The 14222-nt window shown below is 71.3% G+C and carries 14 protein-coding genes; 10 read left to right on the top strand and 4 right to left on the bottom strand.

Annotated features, from left to right (window positions below; all coding sequences use genetic code 11):
- Positions 1 to 96 precede the first annotated feature (96 nt).
- From ACH427_RS22375 to ACH427_RS22365, 3 genes are read left to right on the top strand one after another with little or no spacing between them, the layout of a single operon-like run.
- Positions 97 to 1098: a PhoH family protein gene (locus tag ACH427_RS22375; RefSeq protein ID WP_398871714.1), complete on the top strand. Its 1002-nt coding sequence runs from the start codon at positions 97 to 99 to the stop codon at positions 1096 to 1098.
- 13 nt (positions 1099 to 1111) lie between these two features.
- Positions 1112 to 1609: an rRNA maturation RNase YbeY gene (ybeY, locus tag ACH427_RS22370; RefSeq protein ID WP_398871712.1), complete on the top strand. Its 498-nt coding sequence runs from the start codon at positions 1112 to 1114 to the stop codon at positions 1607 to 1609.
- A complete protein-coding gene (locus ACH427_RS22365; protein ID WP_398871710.1) occupies positions 1606 to 2901 on the top strand; it encodes a hemolysin family protein in 1296 nt (431 codons plus the stop codon). Before ybeY ends, ACH427_RS22365 begins: the two co-directional genes overlap by 4 nt.
- A 208-nt stretch (positions 2902 to 3109) precedes the next feature.
- Here ACH427_RS22365 and ACH427_RS22360 read toward each other — a convergent pair whose 3' ends face one another.
- A complete protein-coding gene (locus ACH427_RS22360) occupies positions 3110 to 4558 on the bottom strand; it encodes an MFS transporter (protein WP_398871708.1) in 1449 nt (482 codons plus the stop codon).
- A gap of 119 nt (positions 4559 to 4677) precedes the next feature.
- Between ACH427_RS22360 and ACH427_RS22355 the strand changes: the two genes are divergently transcribed.
- From ACH427_RS22355 to era, 3 genes are all read left to right on the top strand, one after another.
- The gene (locus ACH427_RS22355) at positions 4678 to 5550 is read left to right on the top strand and encodes a helix-turn-helix transcriptional regulator (RefSeq protein ID WP_398871706.1); all 873 of its coding nucleotides are present in this window, start codon (positions 4678 to 4680) and stop codon (positions 5548 to 5550) included.
- Between the two features lie 81 nt (positions 5551 to 5631).
- Positions 5632 to 5991 (top strand): cytidine deaminase, encoded by a 360-nt coding sequence (locus tag ACH427_RS22350; RefSeq protein WP_398871704.1) that lies wholly within the window; start codon positions 5632 to 5634, stop codon positions 5989 to 5991.
- 92 nt (positions 5992 to 6083) lie between these two features.
- Positions 6084 to 7025, top strand: coding sequence for a GTPase Era (era, locus tag ACH427_RS22345; RefSeq protein WP_361527312.1), 942 nt, complete (start codon positions 6084 to 6086; stop codon positions 7023 to 7025).
- 141 nt (positions 7026 to 7166) lie between these two features.
- On the opposite strand, the gene ACH427_RS22340 is transcribed toward era, so the two are convergent.
- Positions 7167 to 7433, bottom strand: coding sequence for a protealysin inhibitor emfourin (locus ACH427_RS22340; protein WP_398871702.1), 267 nt, complete (start codon positions 7431 to 7433; stop codon positions 7167 to 7169).
- Between the two features lie 29 nt (positions 7434 to 7462).
- A complete protein-coding gene (locus ACH427_RS22335; protein ID WP_398871700.1) occupies positions 7463 to 8506 on the bottom strand; it encodes a M4 family metallopeptidase in 1044 nt (347 codons plus the stop codon).
- A gap of 370 nt (positions 8507 to 8876) precedes the next feature.
- On the opposite strand from ACH427_RS22335, the gene leuA reads away from it, so the two are divergent.
- The gene (leuA, locus tag ACH427_RS22330) at positions 8877 to 10658 is read left to right on the top strand and encodes a 2-isopropylmalate synthase (RefSeq protein ID WP_398871698.1); all 1782 of its coding nucleotides are present in this window, start codon (positions 8877 to 8879) and stop codon (positions 10656 to 10658) included.
- Between the two features lie 356 nt (positions 10659 to 11014).
- Positions 11015 to 11752 carry a TerB family tellurite resistance protein gene (locus tag ACH427_RS22325; protein ID WP_398871779.1) on the top strand — a complete coding sequence of 246 codons (738 nt, stop codon included), beginning with the start codon at positions 11015 to 11017 and terminating at the stop codon, positions 11750 to 11752.
- 7 nt (positions 11753 to 11759) lie between these two features.
- Here ACH427_RS22325 and ACH427_RS22320 read toward each other — a convergent pair whose 3' ends face one another.
- Positions 11760 to 12512, bottom strand: a complete 753-nt coding sequence (locus ACH427_RS22320; RefSeq protein ID WP_398871696.1) for a hypothetical protein — start codon at positions 12510 to 12512, stop codon at positions 11760 to 11762.
- Between the two features lie 81 nt (positions 12513 to 12593).
- Between ACH427_RS22320 and recO the strand changes: the two genes are divergently transcribed.
- Both recO and ACH427_RS22310 read left to right on the top strand, forming a co-directional pair.
- Positions 12594 to 13340: a DNA repair protein RecO gene (recO, locus tag ACH427_RS22315; RefSeq protein ID WP_398871694.1), complete on the top strand. Its 747-nt coding sequence runs from the start codon at positions 12594 to 12596 to the stop codon at positions 13338 to 13340.
- Positions 13341 to 13380: 40 nt separating this feature from the next.
- The gene (locus tag ACH427_RS22310; RefSeq protein WP_398871692.1) at positions 13381 to 14202 is read left to right on the top strand and encodes an isoprenyl transferase; all 822 of its coding nucleotides are present in this window, start codon (positions 13381 to 13383) and stop codon (positions 14200 to 14202) included.
- Positions 14203 to 14222: the final 20 nt, after the last annotated feature.

The raw sequence follows: 14222 nt of genomic DNA, 5'->3' as shown, positions 1-14222 counted from the left end.
CCTCTGACCTGTCGGTCCCCCGACGTACCCTGAAGACACAGCAGTCAGACCCAGACGGACACGGAAAGAGGGATGAGCAGGCCCCAGAGCCGGCCCATGACTCAGACACCCACACAGCCGCAGGCGACCGCCCGGTTCACCGTCCCCGCCAAGCACCCCATGGTGACGGTCCTGGGCTCCGGGGACTCGCTCCTGCGCGTGATCGAGAAGGCGTTCCCCGGCACGGACATACACGTGCGGGGCAACGAGGTAAGCGCCACCGGGGAGCCGCGGGAAGTTGCCCTCGTGCAGCGCTTGTTCGACGAGATGATGCTGGTGCTCCGCACCGGACAGCCGATGACGGAGGACGCGGTGGAACGCTCGATCGCCATGCTGCGCGACGAAGCCGGGGGGACGGGCGCGGAGGAGACCCCCGCCGAGGTCCTCACGCAGAACATCCTCTCCAGCCGGGGCCGCACCATCCGTCCCAAGACGCTCAACCAGAAGCGCTACGTCGACGCCATCGACAAGCACACGGTCGTCTTCGGCATCGGCCCCGCGGGCACCGGAAAGACCTATCTGGCCATGGCCAAGGCGGTCCAGGCCCTGCAGTCCAAGCAGGTCAACCGGATCATCCTGACCCGACCGGCCGTCGAGGCCGGCGAGCGCCTCGGCTTCCTGCCCGGCACGCTCTACGAGAAGATCGACCCGTATCTGCGCCCGCTCTACGACGCGCTGCACGACATGCTCGACCCCGACTCGATCCCCCGTCTGATGGCGGCGGGCACGATCGAGGTGGCGCCGCTCGCATATATGCGTGGAAGGACGTTGAACGACGCCTTCATCATCCTGGACGAGGCCCAGAACACCAGCCCCGAGCAGATGAAGATGTTCCTCACCCGCCTCGGCTTCGACTCGAAGATCGTCATCACCGGTGACATCACCCAGGTCGACCTCCCGGGCGGCACCAAGAGCGGTCTGCGGCAGGTGCAGGAGATCCTCGAAGGCGTGGAGGACGTCCACTTCTCGCGGCTCACCAGCAACGACGTGGTCCGGCACAAGCTGGTCGGCCGTATTGTCGACGCGTACGAGCAGTACGACAGCCGCAACGGAAAGTAAGTCGCGTAGACCCATGGCAATCGACGTCAACAACGAATCCGGCACGGACATCGACGAGCAGGCCGTCCTCGATGTGGCCCGCTACGCCCTCGCCCGGATGCGTATCCACCCGCTCTCCGAACTCTCGGTCATCGTCGTCGACGCCGAAGCCATGGAGCAGCTCCACATCCAGTGGATGGACCTCCCCGGCCCGACCGATGTGATGTCCTTCCCGATGGACGAGCTGCGCCCGCCCGCCAAGGACGACGACGAGCCCCCGCAGGGCCTGCTCGGCGACATCGTGCTCTGCCCGGAGGTGGCGCGGAAGCAGGGGCAGGAGGCGCCGACCGGCCACTCCATGGACGAGGAGCTCCAGCTCCTCACCGTCCATGGTGTGCTCCACCTCCTCGGCTACGACCACGAGGAGCCCGACGAGAAGGCCGAGATGTTCGGCCTCCAGGCCGCCATCATCGACGGCTGGCGCGCCGAGCGCGGGATCGAGGGGCCCTCCCCGGCTCCGACGTTCACGTGACCGGCCGGCTGATCGCGGTCGCGGTCCTGCTGCTCGTCGTCGCCTGGCTCGCCGCCTGTGCCGAGGCCGGCCTCGCCCGGACCACCCGGTTCCGGGCCGAGGAGGCCGTGCGGTCGGGGCGGCGCGGCAGCGCCCGGCTGATGGCCGTCGCCGCCGACCCCACCCGCTATCTCAACGTGGCGCTGCTGGTGCGCGTCGCCTGCGAGATGGCGGCGGGCGTCGTCGTCACCTACGCCTGCCTGCGGGAGTTCGAGGCCACCTGGCAGGCGCTGACCGTCGCCATCGCGGTGATGGTCCTCGTCAGCTATGTGGCCGTCGGCGTCTCCCCGCGCACGATCGGTGCCCAGCACCCGCTGGGCACCGCGACCGCCGCCGCGTACGTCCTGCTGCCGCTCGCCCGGATCATGGGCCCGGTGCCGCAGCTGCTGATCCTCCTCGGCAATGCCTTCACCCCGGGCAAGGGCTTCCGCAAGGGTCCCTTCGCCTCCGAGGCGGAGCTGCGGGCGATGGTCGACCTCGCGGAGAAGGAGTCGCTCATCGAGGACGACGAGCGCCGCATGGTGCACTCCGTCTTCGAGCTCGGCGACACCCTCGTCCGCGAGGTGATGGTGCCCCGCACCGACCTGGTCGTCATCGAGCGCGGCAAGACGATCCGTCAGGCACTCACGCTGGCGCTGCGCTCCGGCTTCTCCCGGATACCGGTGACCGGCGAGAGCGAGGACGACATCGTCGGTGTCGTCTATCTCAAGGACCTCGCCCGCAAGACGCACATCAGCCGTGACGCGGAGTCCGAGCTGGTCTCGACCGCGATGCGGCCCGCGGTCTTCGTCCCCGACACCAAGAACGCGGGCGACCTGCTGCGCGAGATGCAGCAGCAGCGCAACCACTGCGCGGTCGTCATCGACGAGTACGGCGGCACGGCCGGCATCGTCACCATCGAGGACATCCTCGAGGAGATCGTCGGTGAGATCACCGACGAGTACGACCGCGAACTGCCGCCCGTCGAGGAACTCGGCGACGGCCGCTACCGCGTCACCGCCCGCCTCGACATCGGCGACCTCGGCGAGCTCTACGGCTTGGCGCTGGACGACGAGGACGTGGAGACGGTGGGCGGGCTGCTGGCCAAGGCGCTGGGGCGCGTGCCCATCGCCGGTGCGGTGGCGGAGGTGGGGCTGGCGGATTACGGCCTCGCCGATGTGGGGGGGATGCGGGCCCTGCGGCTTACGGCTGAGGCGGCGGCGGGGAGGCGGAACCGGATTGTGACGGTGCTGGTGGAGCCGGTGCGGTCGTAGGGGGGGCCTGGGCTGGGCGCCGTTGCCGGGTGCGGGTTGCTTGCGCTTGCGGCGGGAGCGGCCCTGGGGGTCCCCAACGGGCTGGATATCCAGCCCGTACGGCGTTCGAGGACAACGCGGCGAAGCCGTGTTGCTGGGGGTCCGGGGGCTTGCCCCCGGTTTCGGGAAGGGGCGGGCAGGGGAAAAAGCCGCGCCGCGGGCGCAGCGGTCAGACCGCCGCGCGGCGTCGCAAGCCCACCGCCACCACCACGGCGAGCACCGCGACCACCACCGCATCCGCCCCCAGCCCCAGCCGGATACCCCCCAGCGTCGAGGACGCGAAGGACGAGCCCCCGTCCCGCAGCGAAGCGATGCGCGCCGAGGACAGAGCGCTGAGCAGCGGGATGCCGAGGGTCAGGCCCACCTGCTGGGAGCTGGTGACCAGGCCCGTCGCCAGGCCCTGTTCGGCGTCCGGCAGGCCCGACGTCGCGGTGACGCCGTAGGACACGATCGCCCACAGATGGCCGACGCAGGCGATCGTCACCCCGGCCAGCGCCAGCCACGCGCCGGACCGGCCGAGGCCCAGGCCGAGCAGGGTGGCGGTGAAGACGGCCTGGATGACCAGGCCCGTCACCAGCGTCTTGTGGGCCCCGAGGCGGGCGATGACCTTCGGAGCGGTCACCCCGGCGAGGGCCGCGAAGGCGCCCTGCACGCCGAAGACCAGACCCGTGCGGAAGGGCGAGAGCTCCAGGACCTCCTGGAGGTAGAGGGTGAGCAGGAAGATGACCGCGCTCATCATCGAGAAGGTGGTCAGCCCGGCGAGGTTCCCCCAGGCGACCGTCCGCCGCCGCAGCATCGGCAGCGAGACCAGCGGCTCCGCGGCCCGCGACTCCACGGCCACGAAGAGGGCGAGCAGGGCGATCCCGGCGACCAGGGCGACGATCACGTCGGCGCCGCCGAAGCCGCGCTGGGCGGCGGTCGACAGGGCGTAGATCAGGGCCAGCAGGCCGCCGGTCACGGTCACCGCGCCCGGGACGTCGACGCGCGGCCGCCGCGGGTGCCGGGACTCGGTCAGCAGACCGGGGGCGACGGCCAGGATGCCGATGCCGGCCACGGCCAGCAGGCCCATCGTGGAGCGCCAGCCCAGGGCGTCCGTCATCACGCCGCCGAGCACCATGCCGACGGTGTAGCCGAGGGAGAGCAGGGTGCCGCTGATGCCGAGCGCCTTCTCGCGCTGCGGGCCCTCGGCGAAGGTGGTGGTCAGCAGGGACATGCCGGTCGGCACGATGACCGCCGAGCCCAGACCCTGGAAGGCGCGGCCGAGGAGGAAGACCGCCGGGTTCCAGGCGAGCGTGGCGAGCACGGAGGCCAGGGTGAAGAGGGCGAGGCCGGTCAGGAAGAGCTTGCGCCGCCCGTAGCGGTCGGCGATCCGGCCGAAGAGCAGCAGGAAGCCGCCCGCGGGGAGCGCGCACGCGGTGACCGCCCACTGGAGATCGGCTTGTCCCATGCCCAGGTCGTCACCGAGGACGGGCAGCGCCACGTTCAGGATGGAGAAGTCGAGCGCGATGATGAACTGCGCGGCGCAGAGCACCAGCAGGATCATCTTCGCGCGGGTGGTCATGCCGTCGGCCGCCGCCGGCGGGGAGGTGGTCAGGGGAGGGGAACTGTCGATCGCCATGGGCAGCACCCTCCGGCGTACGGAATAGCCGTGGGGAGACAGTGCTTATGGTGGTGCCCGTACCACCAGGCGAGGGGGAGCCGTTGTCAGCCAGTTCGATCGAAGCGCGGACCACACCAATGGGGGCACAGGGCCCCAAATCGCGTCGGCGTCAGGAGCTGCGTGAGTTCCTGATGAGCCGTCGGGCCCGGGTGAGCCCGGCGGAGGCCGGCCTGCCGGACGGCGGCGCCCGGCGCCGCACCCCCGGGCTGCGCCGCGAGGAGGTGGCCGTGCTCGCCGGGGTCGGCGCTTCCTGGTACCAGTGGCTGGAGCAGGGGCGGGAGATCACCGTCTCGCCGCAGGTGCTCGACGCCGTCGCGCGCGTGCTGAAGCTGGCGGGAGCGGAGCGGCGCCACCTCTACGCCCTGGCCGGGCTGAACCCGCCGCTGCCGGAGTCGGAGTACGACGCGGAGTATCTGTGCGCGGGGCTGCACCGGCTCATCGACGCCTGGATGCCCTACCCGGCGCACATGATGGACCCGTACTGGAACATCGTCGCCTACAACGAGGCGGCCGGGGCGGTCATGGGCTTCCGCCAGGAGACCGTGCAGAACTGCCTGATGACGTTCTTCACCGACCCCGTCTACCGCGCGCGGGCCGCGAACTGGGACGACAACGCCCACCGCGTCGTCGCGCAGTTCCGTTCCACCTGGTCGGAGCGCCCCGACGACGAGGGCTTCCAGGTGATCGTCGATGAACTCTCCGAGCAGAGCGAGGAGTTCGCCGAGCTGTGGGCGCGCGGTGACGTGCACGAGGGCGGCCAGCTGGTCAAGGAGCTGGAGCACCCGCTGGTCGGCGCGCTGTATTTCGAGAGCACCCAGCTGCGCGTCCCGGCCCGCCCGGACCTGACGATCGTGCTGCACAACCCGGTGCCGGAGTCGGGCACGGCGGCCAAGGTCGAGTGGCTCACCTCGCCGGAGGGCCGCCGCGGGATGTACTCGGTCGCGGGCTGAGCCCTTCGACGGGCTGAGCCCTTCATGCGTACGGTCCGGCCTGTGCACGGTCCGGCTGCCGCTCCCCGCGGGGCGCTGCATATGCTCGCGCGTATGACGGAGACGCTGGACCCCGAAGACCGCAAGATCATCACGCTGGCCCGCTCCGCGCGCGCCCGCAACGCCGTCCCCGAGGGGGCCGCCGTGCGCGACGAGACCGGCCGGACCTATGTCGCCGGGACCGTCGCGCTCGACTCGCTCAGGCTCAGCGCCCTCCAGACCGCCGTCGCGATGGCCGTGGCCAGCGGCGCGAAGTCGCTGGAGGCCGCGGCCGTCGTCTCCGAGCTCGACGCCGTCCCCGACGCGGACCGCGCGGCCGTACGGGACCTGGGCGGCCCGGGGACGCCCGTGCTGCTGGCGGGCCCGGACGGCGCGCTGCGCGCGAGGCTCCTGGCGGGCTGACCCGGCGGCCCGGCCCCCGGCAGCCCGGGGCCGCCGGCCGGCGTGGCCACCGCTGGTCGGCGGTCGCCGGGGGATCGGGGAGAATATCGAGTATGGATAGAGCCTCCTCCCCGTCCCAGGCCCCTCACCGCGCGGGCTTCGCGTGCTTCGTCGGCCGCCCCAACGCGGGCAAGTCGACCCTGACCAACGCACTGGTGGGGACGAAGGTCGCGATCACCTCCAACCGGCCGCAGACCACCCGCCACACCGTGCGCGGCATCGTGCACCGCCCCGACGCCCAGCTCGTGCTGGTGGACACGCCCGGTCTGCACAAGCCCCGGACGCTGCTCGGCGAGCGGCTGAACGACGTGGTGCGCACCACGTGGGCCGAGGTCGACGTGATCGGCTTCTGCCTGCCCGCCGACCAGAAGCTCGGCCCCGGTGACCGCTACATCGCCTCCGAGCTGGCCGGCATCAAGAAGACCCCCAAGGTCGCCATCGTCACCAAGACGGACCTGGTGGACTCCAAGGCGCTCGCGGAGCAGCTGATCGCGATCCATCAGCTGGGCGAGGAGCTCGGCATCGAGTGGGCCGAGATCATCCCGGTCTCGGCCGTGGGCGACAAGCAGGTGTCGCTGCTCGCCGACCTGCTGGTGCCGATGCTGCCGGAGAGCCCGCCGCTCTACCCCGAGGGCGATCTCACCGACGAGCCCGAGCAGATCATGGTCGCCGAGCTGATCCGCGAGGCGGCGCTGGAGGGCGTGCGGGACGAGCTGCCGCACTCGATCGCCGTCGTGGTCGAGGAGATGCTGCCGCGCGAGGACCGCCCGGCGAACAAGCCGCTGCTGGACATCCACGCGAATGTCTACATCGAGCGCCCCAGCCAGAAGGGGATCATCATCGGCCCCAAGGGCTCCCGGCTGAAGGAGGTCGGCATGAAGTCCCGCAAGCACATCGAGGCGCTCCTCGGTACCCCGGTCTACCTCGACCTGCATGTGAAGGTCGCGAAGGACTGGCAGCGCGACCCCAAGCAGCTGCGCAAGCTGGGGTTCTAGCGGCACCACGGCCGGAGGCCGGCGCGGCTGCCCGAAGCGCGGAAGGCCCCGCCGGGGGCCGGCCGCCGCGAGGGCGGCGGACAGGAGAGGCCCCCGGGCAGCCGCGCACGTGGGAGTTCCGAGGCCGGTGACCGGGCGCCCTCACGCGCCTTCCTTGAGCACCGTCTGGATCAGTTCGCGCTGCTCGTGTGTGAGGTGGGGGTCGTCGAGGCGGACCGAGCGGCCGTCCACGGTGATCTCGTAGTGGAAGCCGTCCGGGACGCCGCGCCCGGGGGAGTCGGGGCCGGGGGCCAGTGCCCGGTGGGCCAGGGCCTCCAGATGGGTCGCGTCGGGCCGGCAGCTGGTGTCCAGCTCGGCCCGACGCTCGATTCCGGTGAAACCGCCGGTTCGGGTGATGGCAATCCGCATATCGCCATCCTTACCCCGTAAGGCCGTCCTTACGAGGTGGGAACCCCCACCTGCGACCACGCCTTGAGAACGGCCGAAATCGCGTCCCCCTCGCCGTAGAGGCTCCGGGCCGTCGCCGCCGTCAGCCGCGCGAACTCCGCGAAATCGGCGTCGGAGGCCAGCTGCCCGCCGGTCAGCGTGGCGTACCAGATCTTCCCGGCCCGCTCCCAGGCGTGGCCCCCGAGCGCGCTCGCCACGAGGTAGAAGGCGTGGTTGGGGATGCCGGAATTGATGTGCACGCCGCCGTTGTCCCGCGAGGTCCTGACGAAGTCGTCCATCGTGGCCGGCTGCGGGTCCTTGCCCAGGTGCGGGTCGTCGTAGGCGGTGCCCGGCGCCTTCATGGAGCGCAGCGCCGTGCCGTGGACGCGCGGCGCGAGCAGCCCCGAGCCGATCAGCCAGTCGGCCTGGTCGGTGGTCTGGCCGAGCGCGTACTGCTTGATCAGCGAGCCGAAGACGTCCGAGAGGGACTCGTTGAGCGCGCCCGACTGGCCGTAATACTCCAGGTTGGCCGTGTGCTGGGTGACGCCATGGGTGAGCTCGTGGCCGATGACGTCCACCGGAATGGTGAAGTCGACGAAGAGATCGCCGTCGCCGTCGCCGAACACCATCTGGTTGCCGTCCCAGAAGGCGTTGTCGTAATTCGTGCCGTAATGGACGGTGGCATTCAGCGGCAGTCCCGCGTCGTCGATGGAGTGCCGTCCGTACGCCTTCAGATAGAAGTCGAAGGTGGCGCCGAGCCCGGTGTTGGCGCGGTTGACGGTCGCGTCCTTGGACGGGGCGTCGCCCTCGGCGTGCACCCGGGTGCCCGGCTCGGTCTCCAGGTGCCCGGCGTCGAAGATCGTGCGCCGGGGTTGGTCGGACGGGGTGCCCGTGGGGCCGGCGGCACCGCTGAGCGCGGCGATCCGGCGGCGGGTGCGGTGGGCCGAGTCGTGTTCGAGCGTGCGCCGGGCGGGTTCATGGACGGTGGGGTCGTCGGACTGGGCGAGCCTGTCGAGAATGTGGGGAGGCACGATCGTGCAGAACACCGGTTTCATGGCGGCAATGTGGCACCGGGCCTCCGGTTTGTCACTGCCTTGCGTCACGATTAATGAAATCGAGTGGTTGGTTATCATTTAGGGGACAGCAATTCCGCATTCCCTTATCGGCCCCGCGCCGCCCGGGATATCCGGCCGCCGGGCCGCCCGCCCCGGTGATCGCGTCCCGCATGCTGATACGGGGGGTCCATGGCACGCCGGGCTCGGTTATCGTGCTGAGCATCATGCGTTTCGGGCTGCTTCTCCTTAGCTGCCGCGGCGAGGGTCTGCAGTAGGCCGACTCCCTCCCCGCGGAGTCCGGTGTTGCGGTCACTTGCCGGTGACCCGCCCCGTCGGCCGCCCAGCGGACCATACGAGGAGCCCCACGCAGATGCCCGAGCCCCGCACACCCCAGGTCATGGCCGTACGCCCTCCCACGCCCGTCACCGCGGCGACCGTGACCCAGCGCCCCTCGGGGATGCCGGTCCACAAATACGGGCCGTACGAAGCGGTCGACCTCCCCGGCCGCACCTGGCCCGACCGGCGCATCACCGCCGCCCCCCGCTGGCTCTCCACCGACCTGCGCGACGGCAACCAGGCCCTGATCGACCCGATGTCCCCGGCCCGCAAGCGCGAGATGTTCGACCTGCTGGTGCGCATGGGCTACAAGGAGATCGAGGTCGGCTTCCCCTCCTCCGGCGCCACCGACTTCGACTTCGTGCGGTCGATCATCGAGGACGGCGCGATCCCCGAGGACGTGACGATCTCCGTCCTCACCCAGGCCCGCGAGGAGCTGATCGAGCGGACCGTTCAGTCGCTGCGCGGCGCCCACCGCGCGACCGTCCACCTCTACAACGCCACCGCGCCCGTCTTCCGCCGGGTGGTCTTCCGCGGCTCCCGCGAGCAGGTCAAGCAGATCGCGGTGGACGGCACCCGGCTGGTCGTGGAGTACGCCGAGAAGATCCTCGGTGACGACACAGTCTTCGGCTACCAGTACAGCCCCGAGATCTTCACCGACACCGAGCTGGACTTCGCCCTGGAGGTCTGCGAGGGCGTCATGGACGTCTGGCAGCCCGAGGCCGGGCGGGAGATCATCCTCAATCTGCCCGCCACGGTGGAGCGGTCCACCCCCAGCACCCACGCCGACCGCTTCGAATGGATGTCGCGGCACCTGTCCCGGCGCGAGCACATCTGCCTCTCCGCCCACCCCCACAACGACCGCGGCACGGCCGTCGCCGCCGCCGAACTGGCGGTCATGGCGGGCGCCGACCGCGTCGAGGGCTGCCTCTTCGGCCAGGGCGAGCGCACCGGCAACGTCGACCTGGTCACCCTGGGCATGAACCTCTTCTCCCAGGGCGTCGACCCGCAGATCGACTTCTCGCAGATCGACGAGATCCGCCGCACCGCCGAATACTGCAACCAGATGGAGGTCCACCCGCGCCACCCCTACGCGGGCGACCTGGTCTACACCGCCTTCTCCGGCTCCCACCAGGACGCCATCAAGAAGGGCTTCGAGGCGATGGGGGCCACCGCTGCCGCCGCCGGGAAGACCGTGGACGACATCGAGTGGGCCGTCCCCTATCTGCCCATCGACCCGAAGGACGTCGGACGCTCGTACGAGGCGGTCATCCGCGTCAACTCGCAGTCCGGCAAGGGCGGTATCGCCTACGTCCTGAAGAACGACCACAAGCTGGACCTGCCGCGCCGGATGCAGATCGAGTTCTCCCGGATCATCCAGGCGAAGACCGACGCCGAGGGCGGCGAGGTCACCCCGCAGGAGATCTGGTCGGTCTTCCAGGACGAGTACCTGCCCACCGACGACAACCCCTGGGGCCGGATCGCGCTGCGCTCCCACCAGACCTCGACCACCAGCGAGGGCACCGACGCGCTCACCGTCGAGGCGGTCGTGGACGGCGTGGACACCGTGCTGACCGGCACCGGCAACGGCCCGATCTCCGCCTTCTTCGACGCGCTCGCCGCGATCGGGGTCGACGCCCGCCTGCTGGACTACTCCGAGCACACCATGAGCGAGGGCGCGAGCGCCCGCGCCGCCTCGTACATCGAGTGCGTGATCGACGGCAAGGTGCTGTGGGGCATCGGCACCGACCCCAACACCACGCGCGCCTCGATCAAGGCGGTCGTCTCGGCGGTCAACCGGGCGTCGCGCCGCTGACGCGGCGAGAACCGGGTCCTCGCCCTGTGCGCCGGCCGCGGGCCGGTCGCCACGGCAGGTAGCGCCCTCCGGGCGCGTCCTCGATCGCCGGACGGGCTCCAGATGCCGCATGTGAACGTCCGCCCGCGGCATTTCAGCCCGTCCGGCGATCGAGGACACCGGCCGGGAAGCGGTGGCACGGAGAAGCCGCCCGTCAAAAACATGCCACCGAAACCACCGTATCCGGTGGCTCGGTGGCGTGTTCGCCCCACTGCCGCCCGAAGTCTGCGCACGGGGTACTGACGCCACATCAACGATGTGGCTAACATCACGTCAACGCGGCGACGAGGCCGCAGCGTTATGGAGGTGCCGCCGTGATGCACGCGCGAGGCCGATCCGGCCCGGACCGGTGTGTGGTGGGCGTACGCACCGTATGGCGCACCGTCGGCGACGGCGAGTTCTACTGCCCCGGATGCGGCGGCGACCGCAACTACCGCCGCCGTACGGGCCGCCGCCGGCTCGTCGCCTTCGGCGTGCCGCTGCTGCCGCGCGGGCCGGTCGGCCCGATCGTCGAGTGCACCGCCTGCCGCGCCCGTTACAGCACGGACATCCTCGACCACCCCACCACCACGCGCTTCTCCGCGATGCTCCGCGACGCCGTGCACACCGTCGCCCTCGCCGTCCTCGCCGCGGGCGGCACCGAGGCGCGTACGGTCCGCAGGGCCGCGGTCGGCGCGGTGCGCGCCGCGGGCTTCGTCGACTGCAGCGAGGAACAGCTGATCACCCTGATCGAGGCGCTCGCGGCGGACACCGGCCGGCTCCCCGGGATGTATCCGAGCGGCGGCGGCCTCGGCGACGGCGGGTGCGGCCGCGACGGCTTCGACCCCCGCGGCACGGCCCTGGCCATCGAGCTCCACGAGGCGCTGGAGCCGCTCGCCCCGCACCTCGCCCCGGCCGGCCGGGAATCGATCCTCCTCCAGGGCGCCCGCATCGCGCTGGCCGACGGCCCCTACCGCCCCGCCGAGCGCGAGGTCCTGGTGACGGTGGGCCGGGCCCTGCTCCTGCGCCCGGAGGACACGGACCGCCTGCTCGCCTCGGCCCGCACCCCGTCGTAGGACGTCCTCACGCGCGGGACGGGTTCGGCCGCCCCGTCCGCCGCCGGCGGCCCGTGGGGCGCCGCCGCTGCTGCCGGATCAGCCACAGGCCGGCGATGACCACGGGGAACGCCGCCACGGCGCTGAGCAGCAGGGCCGTGGAGACCGTGTCCGTGGCGAGAGGCGCGAAGAAGGCGATGAGCGCCAGGCAGATGCCCGACGCGATCGCGACGCTGATCTGCCACAGGGTGCGCGCGGGGGCGCCTGCGGCCCGGCGGGCGAGTCCCCGGGCGAACCAGAGGAACATCGCGCTCAGCGGCAGCAGCGCCAGACCGGTGCCCAGCGGGAGGCGGTACGCCTCCTTGGGGCGGTCGGTGGCGTCCTGCCGCATGCCGCGGAAGTCGACGTAGCGGACCTTGCCGCGCCACGACGTCATCGCCACCCGGTCACCGCGCCTGACCGCGCCGAAGACCGACGCCGACCGGCTCATGTCCACGCGGTGGGAGCCCCGGTCGGGCCCGGTCAGCGTGAGCCAGTGGTGCTCCGTCCCGCCGTCGGTCGTCGTCTCGGTCTTCTCCACGGTGGCCGGGACGGTCTTCCGGCACTCCGTGGAGGGCTCGTCCGGCAGGCAGGCGGGGGCCGTCGCGAAGGCCCAGGCGTCGGCCCGCTTGCCGGGCACGGTGACGCCCAGCAGAAAGGCCGCGACGACGGCCAGTCCGAGGCCGGCCACGCCCATGGCGAGCGTCGGCAAGGGGTTCCGGAGCGACGGGAAGATCAACATGCCGACATTCTCCAACGCCCCGGACCCCCCTCGTCCCGCCCGGCGCCCGGGGCACCCCCGGCCGTACGGGAGAATGGCCCCATGAGTCTGTTCCGCGACGACGGCATCGTCCTTCGCACCCAGAAACTGGGCGAGGCGGACCGGATCATCACGCTGCTGACCCGGGGGCACGGGCGCGTGCGGGCCGTGGCCCGCGGCGTGCGGCGGACGAAGTCGAAGTTCGGGGCGCGGCTGGAGCCGTTCTCGCACGTCGACGTGCAGTTCTTCGCGCGCGGCGGCGAGCTCGTCGGCCGCGGCCTGCCGCTGTGCACCCAGAGCGAGACCATCGCGGCGTACGGCGGCGGCATCGTCACCGACTACGCCCGCTACACCGCGGGCACCGCCATGCTGGAGACCGCCGAGCGCTTCACCGACCACGAGGGCGAGCCCGCCGTGCAGCAGTATCTGCTGCTCGTCGGCGGCCTGCGGACGCTCGCCGCGGGGGAGCACGCCCCGCACCTGATCCTCGACGCGTTCCTGCTGCGCTCCCTCGCCGTCAACGGCTACGCGCCCAGCTTCCACGCCTGCGCCAAGTGCGGAATGCCCGGACCGAACCGATTCTTCTCGGTGGCCGCGGGCGGTGTGGTGTGCGGTGACTGCCGGGTGCCCGGAAGCGTCGTACCCTCCTCGGAGTCGATCGGGCTCCTCGGCGCGCTGCTGACCGGGGACTGGGCGACGGCGGACGCGTGCGAGGCGCGGCACGTCCGGGAGGGCAGCGGCCTGGTGGCGGCGTATCTGCACTGGCACCTGGAGCGGGGGCTCCGCTCCCTCCGTTACGTAGAGAAGTAACCCAGAGAAGCAACCCTGGCATCGAGGAGAAGTGGCACGCATGGCACGACGCGGGATTCTGGGCCGTTCCCGACGCGAGTACCGCACGCCGGACCCGCATCCGTCCGGGGCGCGGCCGCCGAAGATCCCCGGCGAACTGATCCCCAACCACGTGGCCATCGTCATGGACGGCAACGGCCGCTGGGCGAAGGAGCGCGGGCTGCCGCGCACCGAGGGCCACAAGGTCGGCGAGGGCGTCGTCATGGACGTCCTCAAGGGCTGCCTGGAGATGGGCGTCAAGAACCTCTCCCTGTACGCCTTCTCGACCGAGAACTGGAAGCGTTCGCCCGAAGAGGTGCGCTTCCTGATGAACTTCAACCGTGATGTCATCCGCCGCCGCCGCGACGAGATGGACGAGCTGGGCATCCGGGTCCGCTGGACCGGGCGGATGCCGAAGCTGTGGAAGTCGGTGGTCGAGGAGCTCCAGGTCGCGCAGGAGCAGACCAAGGACAACGACGCGATGACGATGTACTTCTGCGTCAACTACGGCGGCCGCGCGGAGATCGCCGACGCGGCGGCGGCCATAGGGCGCGACATCGCCGCGGGCCGGCTCGACCCGGCGAAGGTCTCGGAGAAGACCTTCGCGAAGTACCTCTACTACCCGGACATGCCGGACGTCGACCTCTTCGTCCGCCCGTCCGGCGAGCAGCGCACGTCCAACTACCTGATCTGGCAGAGCGCTTACGCCGAGATGGTCTTCCAGGACGTGCTCTGGCCCGACTTCGACCGCCGCGACCTGTGGCGCGCCTGCCTGGAGTTCGCCCAGCGGGACCGCCGCTTCGGCGGCGCGGTCCCGAACGAGGACGAGCTCTCCAAGGGCTGACGGCCACGGCCGCCTGCGGG

Source organism: Streptomyces sp. NPDC020379 (assembly GCF_044387105.1).
Classification (GTDB): domain Bacteria; phylum Actinomycetota; class Actinomycetes; order Streptomycetales; family Streptomycetaceae; genus Streptomyces.
The sequence above is the reverse complement of the archived record's forward strand: the minus strand, read 5'-3'. Positions and strand labels throughout refer to the sequence as shown.